Here is a 17,492-nt window from a genome sequence, read left to right as displayed (position 1 = left end):
CCGACCCGAAATGGACGCCCTGAATACACTCCCGCCGATGCCCCCAGGCCCTGGCATGCGCTGCCTCGAAGGCGTGCGCGTGCTGGACTTCACCACCTCAGTCGCTGGCCCCTACGGCACCTTGCTGCTCGCCGACCTTGGCGCGGAAGTCATCAAGATCGAGAAGCGCGTGGGCGGCGACGATACGCGCAGCTGGGGCCCGCCGTTCCTCGATGGCGAATCGCTGTGGTTCCTGAGCATGAACCGCAACAAGCAGAGCATGACGGTCGACCTGACCCGGGCCGAGGGTCGCGGCATCGCCCATCAACTGGTGCGCCAGGCCGACGTCGTCGTCCTGAATACGACGCAGCGGGTGCAGGAAAAGCTCGGGCTGGACTTCGCCACGCTCAAGGCGATCCACCCGGGGCTGATCCATGTGTCCGTGACCGGCTTCGGCCTGCAGGGCGAGCGCGCCGACCTGCCCTGCTATGACCTGATTGCCGAAGGCTACTCAGGTGTGATGCATCTGACCGGTGAGGCAGGCCGGCCCGCACAGAAGGTCGGGACCCCCGCGGCCGACCTGCTGGCGGGCCAGGATATTGCCATGGCCACGCTCGCCGCTTTGTTCGAGCGGCAACGCACTGGTGCCGGCAAGCAGGTCGACGTGTCGATGGTTGCCACCGCCACGCGCTTCATGTCACCCCGGATCGTCCCGTTCCTCGGGTCCGGCGAGCCGCCGATGCGCTCGGGCGGTACCGACTCGGTCATTGCCATCTACCAGGTGTTCGAGACCGCCGACTTCCCCATCACGCTGGGCCTGGGCAACGACGCGATCTGGCAGCGCTTCTGGGATGCGGTCGAATACCCCGCCTATGGCAAGCAGGCCGGTTTTGAAACCAACGCCAAACGTCGCCAGGCACGAGAAACAATCGTGGCTGCCATTGCAGAGATCCTGGCCACCCGACCGCGTGAACACTGGCTGGCGCTGTTCGCACGGCACAGGATCCCTGCCGGGCCGATCAACAGCATCGAGCAGCTGGTTGACGACGCGCCGTTGCGCGCCGCCGGCATGTTCTTTGCCGGCCAGGGTGCCGCGGGCCGTGTCCCGCAGGTTGGCCTCGGCATCGCCTTCGACGGCGCCAGCGCCGTCTACCGCACCCCTCCCCCCGCCCTCGGGCAGGACACCGAACGCATTCTCGCGGAACGCCTTGCCATGTCCGCGACGTGTATCGCAGGCCTCATCGACTCAGAAATCGTCTAACCAGGAGACAAAATGAGCTACTCGGAAATCCTCTACGAAGAAGACGGCCCCATCGGCACGATCACGCTGAACCGGCCGGATGACGGCAACATGTTCACGGAGACCATGTGCCACGAGATTCGCGACTGCATCAACGCGATCCGCCGTGAAACCCGTACGCGCGTGATCGTGATCACTGGCGCCGGCGACAAGTTCTTCTGCACCGGTGGCCGCAAGGACGGCATGCAGGACACTATGCTCTATGCCGGGGTACTGCCGACGCTTGAGATGTACGAGAGCATCGACCGGCTGCAAAAGCCCGTGATTGCGTCGGTCAATGGCTTCGCGGTGGGCGGGGGCAATGTGCTGCAGGTCGTCTGCGATCTGACCATCGCGAAGGAATCCGCGGTTTTCCGCCAGGTGGGCCCGATGGTCGGCAGCTTCGACGCCGGCTATGGCACGTGGTACCTGGAGGACCTGGTCGGAAAGAAGCGCGCCAAGGACATCTGGTACCGCAATCCCAAGATCAGCGCGAAAGAGGCGCTTGAGATCGGCCTGATCAACCGGGTCGTACCGGATGACCAGCTTCGTGCCGCCACGCGCGAGTATGCCCTGGAGGTCGCCGAGCGCGGCGCATTCGCGCTGGCCTCGCTGAAGAGCGCCTTCAACGCGCGCCACGGCGGCGTGAGCGGCCTGTCGCGGATGGCGCACGACCTGCTGCTGCGCGGCTACCTCGAATCGGACGAGCACGACGAGTTGGCGGCCGCCTTCGCCGAGCGCCGCAAGCCCGATGCGTCGAAGTTCGGACATTGAAGTACGGGTGACCATCATGCAGAACATCCTGACCCTTCACAACCCGCAGAATGCGAGGGACTACTACCTGTCTGGCATCTGGCAGCAGGAGACGCTGTACACGCTGGCCCGGCGCCATGCGCGCGAGCGTCCCACCTCCTGCGCACTGCGCGATGCCGATGTCAGGCTGACCTGGCGCGAAGTGGTCGACTGGGTCGACAGCGTCGCCGAAGCGCTCCATCGCCAGGGCATGAAGCCCGGCGACCGCGTCGGCATCTGGCTGCCCAACGTCGTGCAGGCGACCATCATCTTCCTGGCGTGCTCGCGCAATGGCTACGTCTGCTGCCCGTCGCTGCACCAGAACTACACCGTCGACGAGATCTGCACGCTGCTGAACCGGATCCAGTGCCGCGCGCTGTTTGCGATGCCGGGCTATGGCGCAGACTCGGACCGCAACTCCATCTTCGCCAGGGTGGCGGATATCCCGACGCTGGGGTGCGTATTTGCGCTGCCCAATCCGGCTGCCGGCGATGCCGCGTTGCCTGAGGGCGCCCTTCCGTTCCCGGACAGGCAGCCTCCTTCTGCCCTTTCCACGCCGGACCTGAACCCGGACAAGATCGTCTATCTGGCCTTCACATCTGGCACCACTGGCCTGCCGAAGGGCGTCATGCACAGCGACAACACGCTGCTGGCGAATGGCCGTGCGCTGGTAGAGGACTGGGGCCACACGGCCGATACCACGCTGCTGACGCTCAGCCCGATGAGCCACCACATTGCGACGGTCGCGATGGAGCAGATGCTGGTGGCCGGGCTGGAAATGGTGATGACCAACCTGCGCGCCGGCAAGCACGCGCTCGACTGGATCCTGGAAACGGGGGCGACCTACGTGATGGGCGTGCCCACCCATGCAATGGACATCCTGCAGGCGGTACGCGACCGCAGCATGACGTCGCTGGGCGAGGTCCGCACCTTCTACATGGCCGGCGCGGCCATCCCTCGCGAAGTCGCGCAGAAGTTCGTCAGCCTGGGCGTGACGCCGCAGAACGTGTATGGCATGACCGAGAACGGCTCCCACAACTACACCGTTCCGACCGACACGCAGGACACTATCGTGTCCACCTGCGGACGCGCATGCAGGGGCTACGAGGTGAAGCTCTGGAAGCAGGACAACATCGACGAAGAAGCCGAAGTCGGCGAAGTCGGCGAGATCGGCGGGCGCGGCGGCCTGTTGATGCTCGGGTACTTCAGCAACCAGGTCGCTACCGAAACCTCGTTCAACATCCATGGCTGGTTCATGAGCGGGGATCTTGGCATCGTCGACGAGAACGGCTGCGTGGTGATCGTGGGACGCAAGAAGGACCTGATCATCCGCGGCGGGCACAACATCCACCCGGCACGGATCGAGGAGCTCGCCATGCGCCATCCCAAGGTGGAGCGCGCCGCGGCCTACCCGGTGCAGGACGAGCGCCTGGGCGAGAAGGTCTGCCTGGCGGTCATCGTGCGCGCCGGGCAGGAGCTGCCGGCGAACGACATGCTGGAACACCTCGCGGGCTGCGGCTTGTCCAAGTACGACATGCCGGAGTACTTCCTCGGGCTCGACAGCTTCCCGCTAACTGCCAGCGGAAAGATCCTCAAACGCGAACTGGTCGACATGACCCTGCGCGGACAATTGAAGCCGACGGCCGTCCGTTATCGGGCACGTGCAGTTGCAGGAGCATAACCATGGCGATTGACATCAAGTATGCCGGCGCGTACGCGGTCCTGACCCTGAACCGGCCCGATGCACTGAACGCGCTGCAGTTCACGATGATCGAGGCCTTGTCATACACCCTCGACCAGGTGGCCGCATCCGATGCGCGCGCGCTGATCGTCACTGGCGCGGGCCCCAAGGCCTTCTGCGCTGGCGCCGACATCAAGGAGCTGATGGACCGGGACCTGATGGCACAGCGCCTCGGCGCCCAGCTGGGCCAGCGCACTTTCGCCAAGCTGGCCGCGCTGCGGATCCCGTCCGTGGCGGTGCTGCATGGCTACGCCTTCGGCGGCGGGCTCGAACTGGCCATGGCCTGCACCTTCCGCATCGCCACGGTCAAGGCGCGCATGGGCCTGCCGGAGATCAAGCTTGGCCTGATTCCCGGCTACGGCGGCACCCAGCGGCTGCCGCGCCTGGTGGGCGAAGCGCGCGCCACCGAGCTGGTGATGTCGGGGCGGACGGTCGATGCGATCGAGGCCGAGCGCTGGGGCCTGGTCAACCGTGTCGTGCCAGAAGGTCAGCCGGAGGAACTTGGCAAGACCTTTATGGCGGACTTCATCGGTTACAGCCGGTGCGCATCGTTGTTTGCCCGCGAGGCCGTCTCACGCGGCATGGCAACCACGCTGGACGAGGGCCTGGACATCGAAGCCGACCTGTCCACGCTTGCCTACCAGACCGCCGATGCTGCGGAAGGCATGCGCGCCTTCCTGCAAAAACGCACTCCGGAGTTCAAAGATGCCTGAGATCAACGGTACGGTCATCGTGACGGGCGGCAGCCGCGGGATCGGTGCATCCATTTCAACCGAGCTTGCCGGCACCGGCTTGCACGTGGCGTGCCTGTCCCGCTCCGGCGAGCTTCCCGATCTACAAGGACTGGACGAAGCAGCGCAAGGCCGGCTGCGCGCCATGCGCTGCGATATCACTGACCCGGACTCGGTCCAGGCTGCACTCGCCGCGGTGCCGGGGATGTTCGGCAAGCCGGTGGTGGGGCTGGTCAACAACGCGGGCATCCATTTACAAGGCACGTCCGCAACCTTCCCGCTTGCAGACTTCGAACGGGTGATGACGACCAATGCCACCTCGGTGCTGCTTGCCAGCCAGGCCGCCTACCCCTACCTGTGCGAGAGCGGTTCGTCCCTCGTCGTCAATATCGGCTCGTTTTACGACAAGCTGGGCGTCAAGGGCAACGCCGCCTACTGCGCGTCCAAGGCCGCGGTGGGCGCGATCTCGCGCTGCCTTGCCGTGGAATGGGCCCGCAACGGCATCCGCGTGCTCAATATCGCGCCCGGGTACATCGAGACGGACCTGAACCGGGAGGAGCTGAACGGCGAGGCGCTGCAAGCGTTCCTGAAGAAGCGCATTCCGGCCGGCGGCCCGGGGCAAGCCGCCGACATTGGCCGGCTCGTCGCCATGCTGTTCCAGCTGCCCGGACGCTTCCTGACCGGCGAAACGCTCTATGTCGACGGCGGCCAGGGCATGGCCCTTTGATCGAGGATGCACACATGAACATTCTGGAACGACTGGACGCCCGCCTGCCCCTCTCTGACGAAGAGAGGATGATCCTGGACAGCGTCAAGGATCTCTGTGAAACGCAGATCGCGCCGCGCGCCGCCGAATATGACCGCACCGGCGCCTTCCCGTGGGAAAACGTGCAGGCGATCAACGCGCTGGGGTTGAACGCGATGTTCGTCCCGGACGCCTATGGCGGCGCGCAACTCTCCTATCTCTGCTACCTCGCTTGCGTACGGGAGATCTCCAAGGCGTGTGCATCGACCGGCATCGTCTGGGCGACGAATTTCCATGCCATCAAGCCGCTGATCGAATACGGCAGCGAGGAACAGAAGGCCCGCCTGCTGCCACGGATTGCCGAGGGCGGCCTAGCTGCGCTGGCGATCACCGAGCCGTCGGCCGGCTCCGACGCGACCGGCATGCGCACCAGCTTTACCCCTGACAACGATGACATCGTCATCGACGGTGGCAAGACCTTTATCACCAACGGCGACGTCGCCGACCAGTACCTGCTGTTCGGCAAATGGTCGGAGATCAGCGATCCCAAGGCAGCCATTTCAGCGGTGATCCTGGAGAAAGGCACCGAGGGGCTGCGCGTGCTGGGCACGGAGCACAAGATGGGCACACGCGCCTCCAGCACCGCCAGCCTGGCGTTCGATGGCTGCCGCGTGCCGCGCGCCAACCTGATCGGCAATCCCGGGGACGGCCTGCGCATCCTGTTCGGCTCGCTGAACCGCTCGCGGCCCAGCGTCGCGGCACATGCGCTGGGCATCGCCCGCGCGGCCTTCGAGGATGCCGTTGCGTATATCAACGAGCGCCGGCAATCGGGCAAGCGGATCCTGGAATTCCAGGGCATCCAGTTCATGCTGGCCGACCTCGCCTCGGAACTGGCGCTGTGCGAATCGTGGCTGTGGCGCGTCGGCGCGATGGTCGACGCGGGCGAGAAGGACTTCGGCGTCGAGGCCTCGATGCTGAAGCTGCGCGCATCGGATGCCGCCATGCGGATCACGACGGATGCCGTCCAGCTTCTGGGTGGCTACGGCTACTGCAACGACTATCGCGTCGAACGTCTGATGCGCGACGCCAAGATCACGCAGATCTGGGAGGGCACGAACCAGGTGCACCGCCAGCTGATCGGACGCAGTTTCTTGAAGAAGTAGGAGACAACGGTGACAAGTATCCAAACCGTCGGCGTGGCCGGCGCCGGCACCATGGGGGCGGGGATCGCCATTGTGGCGGCCCGCGCGGGATTCCGGACCATCGTGTTCGATGCCAGGCAAGAGGCGCTCGACCGCGCCAGAGGCCAGACCGAGGCTTTCCTGAAGAAATCGGAGGAACGCGGCAAGCTGCCGCCAGGCGCTGCCGCCGCCGCCCTGGACCGGTGGCAAGGCACCACCGAACTAGCGAGCCTTGCAGAGTGCGACATCGTCATCGAGGCCGTCTTCGAGGATCTCGCGGTCAAGCACCAGTTGTTCCAGGCGCTCGACCCGGTCTGCCCCGAGCACACGATCTTTGCGTCGAACACCTCCACGATCTCCATCACCGAGATCGCCGGCGGCTCCGGCCGGCCGGACCGCTTCGTCGGCATGCACTTCTGCCTGCCGGCGCAGCTGATGAAGCTGATCGAGATGTCCCCCGGGCTCGCAACGTCCGACGAGACCTACCAGCGTGCATGGGCCTTTGCCGAGGCCATGGGACAGAAGCCCGTGACCACGCAGGACACGCCAGGCTTCATCCTCAACTACTTCCTGATCCCGTTCAACAACGACGCCATCAGGCTGGTCGAGCAAGGCGTGGCCGAGCCCGCCGATATCGACCTGGCAATCAAGACCGCGCTCGGCTATCCCATGGGCCCGCTCGAACTGCTCGACCTGGTCGGCATGGATACCCAGAAGCTACTGTGCGAGGCCATGCATGGCCTGACCCATGAGCCGCGTGCCGCCTGCCCGCCGCTGGTGCGGCGCATGATCGCCGCCAACCGCCTTGGCAAGAAGACCGGCAGAGGTTTTCACGTCTACGGCGATACCAAGATGTTCGGAGCCTGATATGCGATACGAGATCGTACGTGCCGGCGAGAGCCGCGCCTTCCCTGCCCCGCACGCCTTCCTGGAACAATCCACTGTGGACGGCGAGGGCCTGGTCTACCTCGGCGCCAACGCGGGCGCGGCCTATGCCAGCGGTACCGGCCATGAGGCCCGGGCCTTTGTGGCGATTGAGCTCGATACTGAATGTCTGGGCTTCCATACCGGCGAGAGCCGCGGCCTGGAAGGATCGAATGTCGTTGGCTTCGCCCGCTTCCGGCTGGGCAATGCCGATCCCAGCCCGCTGGTAGAACTGGTGCGGCAACCGGGTACGGATCCCGCAGCGATCGAGGCTGCCAAAGCAGCATTCCAGGCCAGCGGGCTAGTGGTGGCGGTTTGCAATGACTTTCCCGGCCGCATCGTCGACCGGCTGATCCGGCCCTACTTCAACGCGGCATTGCGGCGCCTGGACGAAAAACTGGCCAGCGCCGCGGACCTGGACAAGACCCTGTGCCTGGGTCTCGGCTACCCGGAAGGGCCCATCTCGCTGCTCGAGCGTACCGGGCTGGCACAGCACTACGCGGTCTCGCAGGCGCTCTACGAGGCGCTGGGCCAGGAGCCTTATGCGCCTGCACGCCGCGCCCGCGTCGCTGCCGAACGCGCCAAGGCAGGGACGCCATGACACAACCACTGACTGGGGTGAAGGTGCTGGATTTCAGCACCCTGTTGCCCGGGCCGCTGTGTTCCCTGCTGCTGGCAGAGGCTGGGGCCGAGGTCATCAAGTTCGAGCGACCCGGCCGCGGCGACGAGATGCGATCGTACGAGCCCAAGGCCGATGAGGACAGTACCAACTTCGTACTGCTCAATCGCGGCAAGAAATCCGTCGCCATCGATCTGAAATCGCCGACTGCGATCGACAGCCTTGTGCCGCTGATTCGGGAGGCCGACGTCCTGCTCGAGCAATTCCGGCCGGGTGTGATGGACCGGCTGGGGCTTGGCTATGCGGATGTCGCGGAGATCAATCCTCGCCTCGTCTACTGCTCGATCACCGGCTTTGGCCAGCACGGTCCAAGGGCGAACGAGGCCGCGCATGACCTGAACTACGTCGCCGCTGCGGGCATGCTGTCACTGACCGCCGGCGCTGACGGCAAGCCGGGGCTGCCGCCGGCGCTGATTGCCGACATTGCCGGCGGCGCGTATCCGGCCATGATCAATATCCTGCTGGCACTGCGCCAGCGCGAGCAGAGCGGCAAAGGCATCCATCTGGACATCGCCATGGCCGACAACCTGTTTGCGTTCCAGTACTGGGGACTCGGTGCCGGTGCCCGGGGACAGTGGCCCCGCCCTGCCTCGGACCTGGTGACCGGGGGCTCGCCGCGGTATCAGGTCTACCGGACCGCCGATGGCGCTTTCCTCGCCGCGGCACCGATCGAAGAAAAGTTCTGGGGCAACTTCACCACGCTGATCGGACTGGACGCCGCGGCACTCGACCGGCTCTCGCCGGCAGAGGCAACCGAGGCTGTCGCCGCCGCCGTGGCAGAGCACACGGCTGACTACTGGATGGACCGCTTCGCGGGACAGGACGTTTGCACCAGCCGCGTGGTCAGCCTGGAGGAAGCGACCGCGGATCCGCATTTCGCTGCACGACATCTGTTTGACCGGACCGTGAAGACCGCGGCCGGCACCACATTGCCCGCGTTGCCCGTTCCGGTGGACGCGGCATTCCGCAACATGAGCCCCGAGCAGACATCGCCCGCCCTTGGCGCCGACAACCATCTTCTAGAGCCATAAGATATGAAAGCTATCGTTATCCAGGAGTTCAATGAGCCCGAACATCTGTCCATTGGCGAACTGCCGGATCCGGTGCTCCCTGCCGATGGTGTCCTGATTGAAGTCCGCGCCGCCGCGGTCAACTATCCCGACCTGCTGGTGGTGCGTGGCAAGTACCAGATACTGCCCGAGCGCCCTTTCGCACCGGGCAAGGATGCTGCCGGGGTCGTGCGCGCGGTCGGCAGTGACGTCAGGAAGCTGCGTCCCGGCGACCGCGTGGTCGCGCAGCTCGAATACGGTGCCTTTGCCGAACTCGTCAGTGCCAGCGAGAACGCCTGTTTCCGGATCCCGGACAGCATGTCGTTCGAAGACGCCGCGGCGATGGGGCTGGTCTATCAGACCGCATACTTCGCGCTGGTCGAACGAGGGGGATACCAGGAAGGCGAAACGGTGCTGGTGACCGGCGCTGCCGGTGGCGTCGGGTCTGCGGCGCTCCAGATCGTGAAGGGACTTGGCGGTACGGCACTCGCCGGCGTCAGCGGTGCCGGGCATGCGAAGGCCGTCATGGAGATGGGCGCGGACGCTGTTATTGACCTGGCGGTGCCGAACCTGCGGGATGCCCTGCGCGACCAGGTTCGCGTCGCAACTGGAGGGCACGGTGCGGATGTTCTGCTCGACACGCTTGGCGGTGACGTATTCGATGCGGCCTTGCGCGCGATGGCATGGTGCGGTCGTGCTGTGGTCATCGGCTTTGCCGCTGGTCGCATCCCTGAAATCAAGGCCAACTACCTGCTGGTCAAGAACATCAGCGTAGGCGGGCTGCAGTGGAGCGACTATCGGGAGCGGCAGCCCGGGAAGGTCCAGGCGGTGCAGGAAAAGCTCTTCAGCCTGTATGAGCAAGGGGCAATCCGGCCGCCGATTGCCGGGGTGCTGCCGCTGGCCCGTGCTGGTGAAGCGCTGACAAAACTGGCATCGGGGCAGGTCGCTGGCAAGTACGTTCTTACGCTCGACTGATCTCAAGCTTCAAGATCCGAGGCCGCCATGCATTGCATGGCGGCCTCGATTGCTGTTGGCGACCGACGGCTGACAAACTGTCTACGTCTCCGGCGGTTTCCCCCCTCTCCCGCTTGCGGGAGAGGGGGGAAAACACTCTCAGTTGCAGCCGCAATACCGCAGCCAATGGCGCAAGCCTAGCCCTGTCCCGACCCGCGACGCATCCACGCCTGCACCTCCCCCATGATCCCGCGGCGGAACGTGAGCACGCACAGGATAAAGATCACGCCGGTCACCAGCGTGACCGACTCACCCAGCGCTGCAAACCACTCCACCCCCGTCATGCTGGCCAGCCCGGTGCCGATATCTCCAAGCTTGTTCTCCAGCACGACAATGACCAGCGCGCCAATCACCGGCCCCGTCAGCGTACCCATGCCCCCCACCAGCGTCATCAGGATCACCGTCCCCGACATAGTCCAGTGGACATCCGTCAGCGTCTCAAAGCCAAGCACCAACGCCTTCATCGACCCTGCCAGGCCAGCCAGCGCCGCCGACTGAACAAAGGCCAGCAGCTTGAAGCGGTTGGCGTCGAAGCCCAACGACACCGCACGCGCCTCGTTCTCCTTGATCGCCTTGAGCAGTTGTCCGAACGGTGAATGAACGATGCGCACGATCAGCGCAAAGGCAGCCACGAAGACCGCGACGACAACGTAGTAGAACGTCATGTCGGACGCCAGTGGCAGTGCGCCGAACAGGCCACGCGGAATGCCCTGCATCCCGTCCTCGCCGCCGGTGGCCGGCGTCTGCAGGCACACGAAGAAGAACATCTGGGCCAGCGCGAGCGTAATCATCGAGAAGTAGATGCCCTGCCGGCGAATGGCGAGCGAGCCCATCAGCAAGCCAACCACAGTGGCGGTCGCGACGCCGGCCAGCAGGCCGACTTCCGCGGAGACGCCCCAGGTCTTCATCGCGTAACCCGTTGCATAGCCGGCACCGCCAAAGAATGCGGCATGCCCGAACGACAACAGGCCGGTGAAGCCGAGCAACAGGTTGAAGGCCGCGGCGAACAGCGCGAAGCAAAGGATCTTCATCACAAACACCGGATAGACGCCCGCCTGGGGCGCCAGCACCAGCATGGCCAGCAGCAGGATGCCAAGGTATCTGGACATGCGCGTGGCGGAGCCCGGTGCGGATCCGGCCGGCACGGCAAGACGGGAGGTGGAGAAGTGTCCGCTCATCATTTTTCCTTACCAAACAGTCCTGCAGGCCGAAACAGCAAGACGATGACCATCACCAGAAACACCACAGTCGAGGAGGCTTCCGGGTAGAACACCCTGGTCAGGCCCTCGACGACACCCAGGCTGAGCCCGGTCAGCACGGCGCCAAGAATCGAACCCATGCCACCGATCACCACCACGGCAAACACCAGGATGATCAGGTTCTGCCCCATCAGCGGGGATACCTGCGTGACCGGTGCGGCGAGCACGCCGGCGAGGCCGGCCAGCGCCACCCCGAAGCCATAGATCGCCGTAATCAGCAGCGGCACGTTGACGCCGAACGCCTCGACGATCTTCGGGTTCTCGGTTCCCGCGCGCAGCACGGACCCGAGCCTGGTCTTCTCGATCAGGAACCAGGAACCCAGGCACACCGACAGGGATGCACCGACGACCCAGGCGCGGTAGTTGGGCAGGATCATGAAGCCCAGGTTTGTCCCGCCGGAGAGCGCTTCCGGGGTCGAATACGGCAGGCCGGAGACCCCGTAGGCCGAACGCAATACACCCTCCACCACCAGGGTCACGCCGAGCGTCAGCAGCAAGCCATAGATATGGTCCAGTTTGTAGATGCGCCGCAGCAGCAGACGCTCCAGCACCACGCCCAGGATGCCGACTGCAAGCGGGGCCAGCAGCAGCATCGCCCAGTAGGACAGTCCCAGGTAGGTGGTGCCCATCCATGCCAGCACCGCGCCCAGCATGAACAAGGCGCCATGGGCGAAGTTGATGACGTTCAGCAGTCCGAAGATCACGGCCAGGCCGAGGCTGAGCATGGCGTAGAACGCGCCGTTGACCAGGCCGAGCAGGATCTGCGAGAGCAACGCCGGCAGCGGTATTCCGAGGATTTCAATAGGCATCGTCAGCCTCACACTCCAAGTAGTTCGTGCAGCACCGGCATCTTGGCCTGCAGCTCACTGGCCGCGAAGCGCTCGACGATGCTGCCGTGCTCCATCACGTAGAAGCGGTCCGCCAGCGGCGCGGCAAAGCGGAAGTTCTGCTCCACCATCACCACCGTATACCCCTTCTGCTTGAGCATCAGGATCATGCGCGCAAGCGCCTGCACGATCACCGGTGCCAACCCTTCCGAGATTTCATCGAGCAGCAGCAGGTTCGCGCCGGTGCGCAGGATGCGTCCGACCGCCAGCATCTGCTGCTCACCGCCGGAAAGACGCGTGCCCTGGCTCTGGCGGCGCTCCTTCAGGTTCGGAAACATCTCGTAGATATCGGCCTCGCTCATGCCCTTGCTGGTGTCGGCGCCCTTCAGCACCGGCGGCAGCATCAGGTTCTCTTCGCATGAGAGGCTGGAGAAGATCGCCCGCTCTTCGGGGCAATAGCCAATGCCGTAGTGCGCGATCTTGTGCGTGGGCAGGCTGATGGTCTCGTGGCCATTGACCTTGATCGAGCCCTTGCGCGCACCCGTGAGGCCCATGATCGCGCGCAGCGTGGTGGTGCGCCCTGCGCCGTTGCGGCCCAGCAGCGTCACCACTTCACCGCGGTTCACGGTCAGGTCCACGCCGTGCAAGATGTGTGATTCGCCGTACCAGGCCTCCAGGCCCTTGATCTCGAGCGCGGGTGTGTTGGATGTCGTCATGTGGTGCCCTCAGTGCGCGCCTTGCAGTTCCGCGTCGACGGTGCCCATGTAGGCCTCCATCACGCGCGGGTCCTTCGACACTTCGGCATACGGGCCTTCGGCCAGGATCGCGCCGCGCTGCAGCACGGTGATCTTGTCTGCAATGGACGACACCACGCTCATGTTGTGCTCCACCATCAGGATGGTGCGGCCCGCAGAAACCTTCCTGATCAGCTGCGTGACGCGGTCCACGTCCTCGTGGCCCATGCCCTGGGTGGGCTCGTCCAGCAGCATCAGCTCGGGCTCCATTGCCAGCGTGGTGGCGATCTCCAGCGCGCGCTTGCGGCCGTACGGCAGGTTGACCGTCTGGGTCTGCGCGAACTCGGTCAGGCCGACCTGCTCGAGCAGCTCCATGGCCCCGTCGTTGAGCACATCGAGCGAGCGCTCGCTGCGCCAGAACTGGTACGCCGTGCCGAGCCTGCGCTGCAGGCCGATGCGCACGTTCTCCATCACCGTCAGGTGCGGGAACACCGCCGAGATCTGGAAGGAACGAATCACGCCGCGGCGCGCGATCTGCGCGGGCTTCTCGCGAGTGATGTCGATGCCGTTGAACAAGATGGTGCCGGTGGTCGGCTCCAGGAACTTGGTGAGCAGATTGAAGCAAGTGGTCTTGCCGGCGCCGTTGGGGCCGATCAAGGCATGGATCGACCCGCGGCGGACTTGCAGGTTGACATCGCTCACCGCCGTAAAGCCCCTGAAGGCCTTCGACAGCTGCGTTGTCTGCAGGATGAGATCTGACATGGGAAGTGGAAGCGCTCGGGTGAAGGACAAAGCAAGGGCATCCGGTGGCCTTGGCCACCGGGATTCCCTTCAAGCGGGGTCAGGAGGCGACGCGGCGCGTCAGCCCTTCAGCGGGCAGGCGCTCTGTGCCAGCGGTTCAAACGCCTTGTCCTTCGGAATCACTTTGCGGATCTTCATCAGATCCCACTCGCCCTTCGACTCCGCCGGTCCCTTGGCTTCGGCGAGGTACATGTCGTGGACCATCTGCCCGTTGGCCTGGATACGGCCGCCCTTGGCAAAGAAGTCGTTGACCGGCGTCTCGCGCATCTTCGCCATGACCTTGTCGGCATCCGCGCTGCCGACAGCCTGCACGGCCTTGAGGTAGTGGATGACGGCGGAATACATGCCGGCCTGGACCATGGTCGGCATCATCTTGGTCTGAGCGAAGTACTTCTTGCCGAAGGCCCGGGTCTCGTCGTTGTAGTCCCAGTAGAAGGCCGTGGTGAACTGCAGTCCCTGCGACGCCTTCAGGCCCATGCCCTTCAGGTCGCTATCGAAAATCAGCAGGGGCGCGACCACCTGCTTCCCTGTTCCCAGGCCGAACTCCGCGGCCTGGCGCACCGCGTTCTGGGTATCACGCCCGGCATTGGCCAGCGCGATGACCTGGGCCTTGGATGACTGCGCCTGCAGCAGAAACGAAGCAAAATCCGATGCCGAGAGCGGGTGCCGGACCTTCCCACTCACCTTCCCGCCGGATTGCTCGACCACCGCGACGGCATTGGCTTCCAGGGAATGGCCGAAGGCATAGTCAGCGGTCACGAAGAACCAGTCCTTCTTGCCTTCCTCGACGATCGCCCGCGCCGTGCCGTTGGCCAGCGCATAGGTGTTGTAGACGTAGTGCACGCCATAAGGCGAGCACTGCTTGCCCGTCAGTTCGGTCGTGGCGGAACCCGCGAAGATGGTGATCTTCTTCTTGCTGGCGCCGAGCTTCTGCAGTGCCAGCGCGGACGCCGAGTCGGTGGACTCGATGATCATCTCGACGTTATTGCGGTCATACCACTCCCGCGCCCGGGTCGCGGACACATCGACCTTGTTCTGGTAATCCGCGCTCAGCACCTCGATGGGCCTGCCGAGAACCTTGCCGCCGAAATCCTGGACCGCCATCTTGACCGCGGCGACCCCGCCCGGCCCGCCAATGCCTGAGTACACGCCCGTCATATCTACGAGGGCACCAATCCGGAAAGGCTCCTCCGCCAGTGCCGGATGGCAGAGCGTCGCCAGGCAAGCAAGCCCGCATGTGCGCAGCACCTTAGTCTTCATTGAATGTCTCCAGTCGTACGTTATCGTCGTGGGCTGCCGCTGCGGACAGGGCAGCCTTCTTCTTTCTCTGCAACAACGATGCCAGCCCTGGAACGCCTGAAAACCGGCGGAAATCGGCGATTTCTGTGTCTTCGCTGGCTTGACGAGGACATTCGTGCCCACACACATGTCCTCGGAAACTACAGTCCTGGTGTTCTCGAAAGCCGTGCCAGCGGCTCAGGACTCAACGACAAAGCGCCGGTGTCTGGCGCCGCCAGCACGCGCACACCGATGGCGTACCGCCCAGACCACGGCGCGCATTGCCTTGCCACCACGGCGCTGGACCGTGCGTGTGCAACGCTCGAACGCCACGTCATCGGGAAAATATCGAAGCTCCGCGGCACTGCCGAGGATCACCGCGATATCCAGTGGGGATTCCTGCTGGATAGCCAGCGCCAGCAGGCGGCTAAGCCGCCGCGTTACCGCATTGCCATCGTCCGGCCTTTGCTGCCTGGCTTCAGACTGGATGGCACGCACTGCGGCCCGGATGTGGTGGAGCATCTCTGCAACACCCATCTCGGACTGCATTGACTGTATCGATTGCCGTGCGCCTGCCACCGTCCACTCCTTGTATTGCAGAGCCTCGCCTGTGGCTTGTCAGAACAATTCGGGCGGGATAGCCAGCACGCTGTCCGCCCCATGCAGGATGCGATGCCGGTGTGCGCCGGCCTGTGCCAGTACGTGCTCGGCGAAGAAACGCGCTGTAGCCATCTTCGCCTCCATGAATGCCTTGTCTTCGCCACGCGCCAGGCAATCGTCGGCAACAAGCAACGCACGTGCCAAGAGCCAGCCTGCCACCAGTTCGCCCGCCAGCGTCAGGTAGGGAACGCTTCCTGCATAGACCGCGTTGGGCGCTTGCGCGCCCTCGCGCACGACATACTCGACAACATCGAGGAAGGCCTCCCGCGCCTGCGCCAGGCCGGCCCTGACCGAGGCGGCTGCCGCGCCATCCCGTTGCGCGAGTTGTGCCTCGGTCTGCTCGATCTGCGCGGCGATCGCCCGCGCCGTCGCACCGCCATCGCGGATCGTCTTGCGGCCCACCAGGTCGTTTGCCTGGATCGCGGTGGTGCCTTCATAGATCGGGAGGATGCGGGCGTCGCGGTAGTACTGCGCGGCGCCGGTTTCCTCGATAAAGCCCATGCCGCCATGGACCTGGATGTTCAACGACGTGACCTGCACGCCCATTTCCGTACAGTAGCCCTTGATCAGCGGCAGCAGGAACTCGTAGAAGGCATGCTGGGCCTGCCGCACGCCGGCGTCAGGGTGGCGGCAAGCCTGGTCGTCGGCGGCAGCCGCGACCAGCAGCATCGCCCGGCAGCCCTCGATGCGGGCGCGCATTTCCATCAGCATCCGGCGGACGTCCGGATGACGGATGATGGCGACACTGCCCGCGGCCGATCCATCTGCCGGACGGCCCTGCACGCGCTCGCTCGCATACGCCACGGCCTGCTGGTACGCGCGTTCGGCAATGGCGACGCCCTGCACGCCGACGGCAAAGCGCGCCGAGTTCATCATCTGGAACATGTACTCCAGGCCGCGGTTCTCCTCGCCAATCAGGTAGCCGGTTGCGCCACCGTGGTCCCCGTACTGCATCACCGCCGTCGGACTCGCCTTGATGCCCAGCTTGTGTTCGAGGCTGGCGGCATGCACGTCGTTGCGTTCGCCCAGGCTCCCGTCCGCCCGGACCAGGACCTTCGGCACCATGAACATGCTGATGCCCTGGATGCCCTCCGGCGCGCCCGCGACCCGCGCGAGCATCAGGTGCACGATGTTCTCGGTCAGGTCGTGGTCGCCGTAGGTGATGAAGATCTTGGTGCCGAACAGCTTGTAGGTCCCATCCTCCTGGCGCTCGGCACGCGTGCGCACCAGCGACAGGTCACTGCCCGCCTGCGGTTCGGTCAGGTTCATGGTCCCGGTCCACTGGCCCGAAACCAGCTTGTGCAGGTAGGTCTGGCGCATGGCCTCCGAGCCGACTGCGGCCAGCGCGGCGATGGCGCCATCGCTGAGCAATGCGCACAGGGCGAAGCTCAGGTTGGCGGAGTTGACCATTTCCGAGCACGCTGCGCCGATCACCTTGGGCAAGCCCTGCCCGCCGTATTCCGCAGGATGCTGGACGCCCAGCCATCCGGCTTCCGCGTACTGGCGGAACGCCTGTCGCATACCGGGGCTCGTCTTCACTACCCCATCAACCAGGGTTGCAGGCTCGCGGTCGCCGCTGGCGTTCAGCGGCGCGATCACCTCCTCGTTGAAGCGGGCGCACTCTTCCAGCACAGCGGCTGCTGTCTCGATGTCGGCGTCCTCGAAGCCATCCAGCCGGGCAAGCTCGTCCAGGCCAGCCAGGTGCTCGATGTTGAAGAGGAGGTCCTTGAGCGGCGCTACGTATGTCATTGGTGTCTCGGATATCTTGGGACGCACGTGGCCGACGCAGTGCCGTCGGCAGAGAAGTCCTGGATTTGGG

At 64.9% G+C, this 17,492-nt stretch carries 17 protein-coding genes; 11 read left to right on the top strand and 6 right to left on the bottom strand.

Features of this window, described 5'->3' with window-relative positions:
* Positions 1 to 10 precede the first annotated feature (10 nt).
* From ACW4E8_RS24885 to ACW4E8_RS24840, 10 genes are read left to right on the top strand one after another with little or no spacing between them, the layout of a single operon-like run.
* Positions 11 to 1,240, top strand: a complete 1,230-nt coding sequence (locus tag ACW4E8_RS24885; RefSeq protein WP_456806945.1) for a CaiB/BaiF CoA transferase family protein — start codon at positions 11 to 13, stop codon at positions 1,238 to 1,240.
* 12 nt (positions 1,241 to 1,252) lie between these two features.
* The gene (locus ACW4E8_RS24880; protein ID WP_456806944.1) at positions 1,253 to 2,032 is read left to right on the top strand and encodes an enoyl-CoA hydratase-related protein; all 780 of its coding nucleotides are present in this window, start codon (positions 1,253 to 1,255) and stop codon (positions 2,030 to 2,032) included.
* A 16-nt stretch (positions 2,033 to 2,048) separates the two neighbouring features.
* Positions 2,049 to 3,731 carry a class I adenylate-forming enzyme family protein gene (locus ACW4E8_RS24875; protein ID WP_456806943.1) on the top strand — a complete coding sequence of 561 codons (1,683 nt, stop codon included), beginning with the start codon at positions 2,049 to 2,051 and terminating at the stop codon, positions 3,729 to 3,731.
* 2 nt (positions 3,732 to 3,733) lie between these two features.
* Entirely contained in the window at positions 3,734 to 4,504 is a 771-nt protein-coding gene (locus ACW4E8_RS24870; protein WP_456806942.1) for an enoyl-CoA hydratase/isomerase family protein, read from the top strand.
* A complete protein-coding gene (locus ACW4E8_RS24865) occupies positions 4,497 to 5,249 on the top strand; it encodes an SDR family NAD(P)-dependent oxidoreductase (RefSeq protein WP_456806941.1) in 753 nt (250 codons plus the stop codon). Before ACW4E8_RS24870 ends, ACW4E8_RS24865 begins: the two co-directional genes overlap by 8 nt.
* A gap of 14 nt (positions 5,250 to 5,263) precedes the next feature.
* Positions 5,264 to 6,430: an acyl-CoA dehydrogenase family protein gene (locus ACW4E8_RS24860; RefSeq protein ID WP_456806940.1), complete on the top strand. Its 1,167-nt coding sequence runs from the start codon at positions 5,264 to 5,266 to the stop codon at positions 6,428 to 6,430.
* A 9-nt stretch (positions 6,431 to 6,439) separates the two neighbouring features.
* Positions 6,440 to 7,315, top strand: a complete 876-nt coding sequence (locus tag ACW4E8_RS24855) for a 3-hydroxyacyl-CoA dehydrogenase family protein (protein WP_456806939.1) — start codon at positions 6,440 to 6,442, stop codon at positions 7,313 to 7,315.
* Position 7,316: 1 nt separating this feature from the next.
* Entirely contained in the window at positions 7,317 to 7,973 is a 657-nt protein-coding gene (locus ACW4E8_RS24850) for a 3-hydroxyacyl-CoA dehydrogenase family protein (RefSeq protein ID WP_456806938.1), read from the top strand.
* Positions 7,970 to 9,082: a CaiB/BaiF CoA transferase family protein gene (locus tag ACW4E8_RS24845; RefSeq protein ID WP_456806937.1), complete on the top strand. Its 1,113-nt coding sequence runs from the start codon at positions 7,970 to 7,972 to the stop codon at positions 9,080 to 9,082. Before ACW4E8_RS24850 ends, ACW4E8_RS24845 begins: the two co-directional genes overlap by 4 nt.
* A gap of 3 nt (positions 9,083 to 9,085) precedes the next feature.
* Positions 9,086 to 10,075 carry an NADPH:quinone oxidoreductase family protein gene (locus tag ACW4E8_RS24840; protein ID WP_456806936.1) on the top strand — a complete coding sequence of 330 codons (990 nt, stop codon included), beginning with the start codon at positions 9,086 to 9,088 and terminating at the stop codon, positions 10,073 to 10,075.
* 176 nt (positions 10,076 to 10,251) lie between these two features.
* Here ACW4E8_RS24840 and ACW4E8_RS24835 read toward each other — a convergent pair whose 3' ends face one another.
* The 5 genes from ACW4E8_RS24835 to ACW4E8_RS24815 all read right to left on the bottom strand — a co-directional run bounded on the left by ACW4E8_RS24835 (position 10,252) and on the right by ACW4E8_RS24815 (position 14,995).
* The gene (locus tag ACW4E8_RS24835) at positions 10,252 to 11,292 is read right to left on the bottom strand and encodes a branched-chain amino acid ABC transporter permease (RefSeq protein WP_456806935.1); all 1,041 of its coding nucleotides are present in this window, start codon (positions 11,290 to 11,292) and stop codon (positions 10,252 to 10,254) included.
* Positions 11,292 to 12,176: a branched-chain amino acid ABC transporter permease gene (locus tag ACW4E8_RS24830; RefSeq protein ID WP_456807055.1), complete on the bottom strand. Its 885-nt coding sequence runs from the start codon at positions 12,174 to 12,176 to the stop codon at positions 11,292 to 11,294. The genes ACW4E8_RS24835 and ACW4E8_RS24830 overlap by 1 nt, the downstream gene beginning before the upstream one ends.
* A 14-nt stretch (positions 12,177 to 12,190) precedes the next feature.
* Positions 12,191 to 12,916, bottom strand: coding sequence for an ABC transporter ATP-binding protein (locus tag ACW4E8_RS24825; RefSeq protein ID WP_022534280.1), 726 nt, complete (start codon positions 12,914 to 12,916; stop codon positions 12,191 to 12,193).
* Between the two features lie 9 nt (positions 12,917 to 12,925).
* Complete coding sequence (locus ACW4E8_RS24820) at positions 12,926 to 13,696, bottom strand: ABC transporter ATP-binding protein (RefSeq protein ID WP_456806934.1); 771 nt, start codon at positions 13,694 to 13,696, stop codon at positions 12,926 to 12,928.
* 99 nt (positions 13,697 to 13,795) lie between these two features.
* Positions 13,796 to 14,995 (bottom strand): ABC transporter substrate-binding protein, encoded by a 1,200-nt coding sequence (locus ACW4E8_RS24815; protein WP_456807054.1) that lies wholly within the window; start codon positions 14,993 to 14,995, stop codon positions 13,796 to 13,798.
* Positions 14,996 to 15,235: 240 nt separating this feature from the next.
* Here ACW4E8_RS24815 and ACW4E8_RS24810 point away from each other — a divergent pair, with 240 nt between their 5' ends.
* Positions 15,236 to 15,565, top strand: a complete 330-nt coding sequence (locus ACW4E8_RS24810; RefSeq protein ID WP_456806933.1) for a hypothetical protein — start codon at positions 15,236 to 15,238, stop codon at positions 15,563 to 15,565.
* A gap of 66 nt (positions 15,566 to 15,631) precedes the next feature.
* On the opposite strand, the gene ACW4E8_RS24805 is transcribed toward ACW4E8_RS24810, so the two are convergent.
* The gene (locus tag ACW4E8_RS24805; protein WP_456806932.1) at positions 15,632 to 17,422 is read right to left on the bottom strand and encodes an acyl-CoA dehydrogenase; all 1,791 of its coding nucleotides are present in this window, start codon (positions 17,420 to 17,422) and stop codon (positions 15,632 to 15,634) included.
* Between the last annotated feature and the right edge of the window lie 70 nt (positions 17,423 to 17,492).

The sequence above is a fragment of the Cupriavidus sp. CP313 genome (assembly GCF_054072015.1).
The sequence above is the reverse complement of the archived record's forward strand: the minus strand, read 5'-3'. Positions and strand labels throughout refer to the sequence as shown.

Excerpts from the sequence above, each read along its gene's own strand:
- ACW4E8_RS24875 (WP_456806943.1), top strand. The coding sequence starts at position 2,049 with ATGCAGAACATCCTGACCCTTCACAACCCGCAGAATGCGAGGGACTAC.
- ACW4E8_RS24820 (WP_456806934.1), bottom strand. The coding sequence starts at position 13,696 with ATGTCAGATCTCATCCTGCAGACAACGCAGCTGTCGAAGGCCTTCAGG.
- ACW4E8_RS24880 (WP_456806944.1), top strand. The coding sequence starts at position 1,253 with ATGAGCTACTCGGAAATCCTCTACGAAGAAGACGGCCCCATCGGCACG.
- ACW4E8_RS24815 (WP_456807054.1), bottom strand. The coding sequence starts at position 14,995 with ATGAAGACTAAGGTGCTGCGCACATGCGGGCTTGCTTGCCTGGCGACG.
- ACW4E8_RS24860 (WP_456806940.1), top strand. The coding sequence starts at position 5,264 with ATGAACATTCTGGAACGACTGGACGCCCGCCTGCCCCTCTCTGACGAA.
- ACW4E8_RS24845 (WP_456806937.1), top strand. The coding sequence starts at position 7,970 with ATGACACAACCACTGACTGGGGTGAAGGTGCTGGATTTCAGCACCCTG.
- ACW4E8_RS24840 (WP_456806936.1), top strand. The coding sequence starts at position 9,086 with ATGAAAGCTATCGTTATCCAGGAGTTCAATGAGCCCGAACATCTGTCC.
- ACW4E8_RS24870 (WP_456806942.1), top strand. The coding sequence starts at position 3,734 with ATGGCGATTGACATCAAGTATGCCGGCGCGTACGCGGTCCTGACCCTG.
- ACW4E8_RS24825 (WP_022534280.1), bottom strand. The coding sequence starts at position 12,916 with ATGACGACATCCAACACACCCGCGCTCGAGATCAAGGGCCTGGAGGCC.
- ACW4E8_RS24835 (WP_456806935.1), bottom strand. The coding sequence starts at position 11,292 with ATGAGCGGACACTTCTCCACCTCCCGTCTTGCCGTGCCGGCCGGATCC.
- ACW4E8_RS24805 (WP_456806932.1), bottom strand. The coding sequence starts at position 17,422 with ATGACATACGTAGCGCCGCTCAAGGACCTCCTCTTCAACATCGAGCAC.
- ACW4E8_RS24885 (WP_456806945.1), top strand. The coding sequence starts at position 11 with ATGGACGCCCTGAATACACTCCCGCCGATGCCCCCAGGCCCTGGCATG.
- ACW4E8_RS24865 (WP_456806941.1), top strand. The coding sequence starts at position 4,497 with ATGCCTGAGATCAACGGTACGGTCATCGTGACGGGCGGCAGCCGCGGG.
- ACW4E8_RS24850 (WP_456806938.1), top strand. The coding sequence starts at position 7,317 with ATGCGATACGAGATCGTACGTGCCGGCGAGAGCCGCGCCTTCCCTGCC.